The organism is Vibrio sp. 10N.222.52.C3 (assembly GCF_041474195.1).
Lineage (GTDB): Bacteria > Pseudomonadota > Gammaproteobacteria > Enterobacterales > Vibrionaceae > Vibrio > Vibrio crassostreae_C.
On record NZ_JBFRTQ010000074.1, the window covers coordinates 22,592 to 26,398 of the forward strand.

Annotated in this window: 5 protein-coding genes; 2 read left to right on the forward strand and 3 right to left on the reverse strand. The window is 43.5% G+C overall.

Annotated features, from left to right (window positions below):
• Positions 1-150: 150 nt before the first annotated feature.
• From AB4517_RS12070 to flgA, 3 genes are all read right to left on the reverse strand, one after another.
• Positions 151-576, reverse strand: a complete 426-nt coding sequence (locus AB4517_RS12070; RefSeq protein WP_017064136.1) for a flagella synthesis protein FlgN — start codon at positions 574-576, stop codon at positions 151-153.
• A gap of 66 nt (positions 577-642) precedes the next feature.
• Entirely contained in the window at positions 643-960 is a 318-nt protein-coding gene (gene flgM, locus AB4517_RS12075; protein WP_017062263.1) for a flagellar biosynthesis anti-sigma factor FlgM, read from the reverse strand.
• A 178-nt stretch (positions 961-1,138) separates the two neighbouring features.
• Positions 1,139-1,885: a flagellar basal body P-ring formation chaperone FlgA gene (gene flgA, locus AB4517_RS12080; protein ID WP_017064135.1), complete on the reverse strand. Its 747-nt coding sequence runs from the start codon at positions 1,883-1,885 to the stop codon at positions 1,139-1,141.
• A 77-nt stretch (positions 1,886-1,962) separates the two neighbouring features.
• Between flgA and AB4517_RS12085 the strand changes: the two genes are divergently transcribed.
• Together AB4517_RS12085 and AB4517_RS12090 are read left to right on the forward strand one after the other, a co-directional pair.
• On the forward strand, positions 1,963-2,889 hold the full coding sequence (locus AB4517_RS12085) for a chemotaxis protein CheV (RefSeq protein ID WP_017066180.1): 927 nt from the start codon (positions 1,963-1,965) through the stop codon (positions 2,887-2,889).
• Between the two features lie 11 nt (positions 2,890-2,900).
• Positions 2,901-3,728 carry a protein-glutamate O-methyltransferase gene (locus AB4517_RS12090; protein WP_004736174.1) on the forward strand — a complete coding sequence of 276 codons (828 nt, stop codon included), beginning with the start codon at positions 2,901-2,903 and terminating at the stop codon, positions 3,726-3,728.
• Positions 3,729-3,807 lie beyond the last annotated feature (79 nt).

Genomic DNA, 3,807 nt, shown 5'->3' on the forward strand with positions numbered 1-3,807 from the left:
TGAAAATACTTGCCGCTTTTTTGTTTATCGATTTTGTCAGGGCGTTCAAAGGCTGATTAGGTGTTTTAATAAAAGATAACGACAGGAATAGTCTGAGATACAGATAAACGGTTAACAAGGGGTATTACTGAAGAGGAAGAGTTAACTTAACTAGGCTTTTACGTTGGTTCCCAGCGTAGAGATAGTATGCGTTTGACCACCGGCATTGTAGGTCATGCCAATTTTTCCGTGACTTTGCTGCATCATATTGCTGAGTTTTTTGAAGCTAAGGTGCGCTCGATTTAAGGCTTCGCCATTCACAAGGTTCGCTTGCTGGCAATCGTGCACTATGGACTGGATCTTAGTGACTAACTGAGCAAGTTCAGGGTTCTCGGTCAGTTCTGAGATATTGGTATGGGCTGCGATTCGCTGATCGGTTGATCTTAGTTGTTCAACTAGGACCACTTTTTCTTTGGCGATTCGCTCAATATCGTTTGATTGTCGGCTCGTAATAGCGGTTTTCTCTGAACTTAGTAATTCAGATAAGGCTTTGGCATTTTGAAGTTGAAAATTAACTAAATCTGCTAGTGCCGCCATAACGTAAACCTATTCATAACCTCGTGTACTTTAAGACAATAACTTCAATGAAAAGTTAGTGTTTTCTTAAAGGCCTTTTAATTCATCTTCGAACTTGATCATGTTGTCAGCCAGTTTCTCTGGATCGACAGTGTATGAACCATTCGCAATTGCTTCTTTGATCGCTGCTACTTTCACAGAATCAAAGCTTGGCTGTGCTGCCATATCTTGGTGGAGCTGACCAATCGCTTTGCCTTGTTGGCTCAGTGAAACCGCATCTTTGCTTGCTGGTGATTTAGTTGATACATCAGAGCGTGATGCCTCAGAACTAGAATCAGAGCGTACTGCTGATCGGTTAGTGGTCGTTAGGGTTTGCCCTGAACGAATATTATCAATGCCTGCCATAGTTAAGCCTTTTTCTTCAAAAATGGGAACCTGTACAGTCAATATCGACCAAGGGTTCGAATACTTTAGCAATTTTTAGCTCAATAGTCGAAAAGGGACAAAACACCGCAGCCGTTATATTTGGCGTTAGAGTTGAGGGTGAAATCGCTAACGATACCGTCAATTTAGAAGTAAAGAGTTAAAAGTAAACCGTGACTTCAGACATGCTGGTAACAATCCCTTCAATTATACGCTGTGATTTATCATTTTTCACTCTTACTTGATCACCCATAGAGCCATCGGTAAGCGCAGTTCCTTTGGTGGTAATGGTCATGCCACCTTTTACTGCCTGTATGATAACCTTCTCGTTTCGGCACACGACACAGATATCACCTCTTTCTACAACATCGCCCGGTCTTAGGTTCTTTTTTACCTTAGCGCCGATGACCTGATGTGGAGCTGTGAAACCTTGGCGACGAAACTTGTTAAGAGAAATCATAGCGGTGGTGACATCGTATTGACCGACGATTTCGCCTCTCGCGAGTGAGCGAGTGGTGGTGACAAGAGGCACCGACATCGAAAGGCGCACCGGTACATAAACTCGCCACTCATCAGGAACACATTGCACTAAAACCGTAATACTGCTGCGGGTATTGGTGGTCGTTGAAGCGCTGGTCTCTAAAGGCACTGGGCAGTCTGTCGCTTTGATTCTTGAGTCAACATTTGCTGAATTAACAAAGAGTTCGCCACCTTGTGGCTGCTCAACTGTATCAAGGATATGTTGCTCCGCTGCAGACTGAATCATCTCAATTTGTTCTGGGGTCGCAGCTTGTACAAAAAAACTAAACAATATTGATAAAATGCCGATAAACTTAGCGACAGTTTTAAAAGTAGCTCTACACATTGCTATGGAAAGAGGTGGCAAATTTGTTTTATAATACGTCATTCCGTTTCTCTGGTGGTTCGTAGCCTGCAGTAGACTAACACTTTTTATACAAAAAAGTTTGATATGGAGATGAGCTCATGACGGGTATTCTTGATTCGGTGAATCAGCGTACGCAACTCGTCGGTCAAAACCGATTAGAATTACTAACCTTTCGCCTAATGGGGCGTCAGCGTTACGGCATTAATGTCTTTAAAGTAAAAGAAGTGCTGCAATGCCCTAAGCTGACAAAGATGCCAAACTTGAACCCACTGGTTAAAGGTGTAGCACACATTCGTGGCCAAACGATCTCTGTGATCGACTTGAGCTTAGCGATTGGTGGCCGTCCTACAACGGATATTGAAAAGTGTTTTGTGGTTATCTCTGAGTTTAACCGAACCATTCAAGGTTTCTTGGTAAGTTCAGTTGAGCGCATTATTAACATGCACTGGGAATCGATTCTTCCGCCGCCAGATGGCGCAGGTAGAGCTAACTACCTGACAGCGGTAACCAACATTGATAATGAATTGGTAGAAATTCTTGATGTTGAGAAGATCCTTGCAGAAATTTCTCCTGTTGATGAAACAATGGACAGCAAGATTGCTGAAGATATTGCGAAAGTAGAACAAGAGAAAGAACTGGTTCGCCGCATCTTGATTGCTGATGACTCGACCGTTGCTCGTAAGCAGGTTCAACGTGCTATTGAGTCGATTGGTTTTGAAGTTATCTCGGTGAAGGATGGTAAAGAAGCCTACGAGAAGCTGATACAGATGTCATCAGAAGGCAGTATTTACGATCAGATTTCATTGGTGATTTCTGATATCGAAATGCCAGAAATGGATGGATACACGCTGACTGCTGAGATTCGTCGTCACGCCGAACTTAAAGATCTATACGTAATTTTACACTCATCGTTGAGTGGTGTATTTAACCAAGCCATGGTTGAGCGTGTTGGAGCTAACTCCTTCATCGCTAAATTCAACCCAGATGAGCTTGGTGCAGCTGTAAAAGCTGCGTTAACTAACTAAAAGAGACATTAATGACTGCTATAACAATAAGTGATCAAGAGTATCGCGATTTCAGCCGTTTCTTAGAATCTCAATGTGGCATTGTATTAGGTGATAGCAAGCAGTATTTAGTGCGCAGTCGTCTAAGCCCATTAGTAACGAAGTTTAAGTTAGCTTCTTTGTCTGATTTGTTGAGAGATGTAGTAACAGGTCGAAACCGTGAGCTGCGTGTGGCTGCTGTCGATGCCATGACGACGAACGAGACACTTTGGTTCCGTGATACTTACCCGTTTGCTGTGCTTGCGGATAAGCTTCTACCGGAAATAGCGGCAAATAAACGTCCTATAAAGATTTGGTCTGCGGCAAGCTCTTCAGGCCAAGAAGCATACTCAATGGCAATGACGATTCTTGAAACTCAAGCTCGTAAGCCAGGTATGCTGCCAAATGTATCGATTACCGCAACTGACATCTCAGCAAGTATGTTGGATATGTGCCGCACTGGCGCTTACGACAACCTTGCATTGGGACGTGGACTTTCTCCAGAGCGCCGTCGTACTTTCTTTGAAGATGCGGGCGATGGCCGTATGAAAGTGAAAGATAACGTCAAGCGCATGGTGAACTTCCGCCCTCAGAACTTGATGGACAGCTATGCATTGTTAGGCAAGTTCGACATTATTTTCTGTCGTAACGTGCTGATTTACTTCTCGCCTGATATGAAGTCAAAGGTACTTAACCAGATGGCAAATAGCCTGAACCCTGGTGGGTACTTACTATTGGGCGCGTCTGAATCGTTAACAGGCTTAACCGATCGTTTTGAAATGGTTCGCTGTAATCCAGGCATCATCTACAAATTAAAGTAACGAGCGGCACCGATATTAGGTGTAAGGTTACCGTCTAAATTTAAAACCCAGCCAAGTGCTGTAATGCCGTTCACTTAAG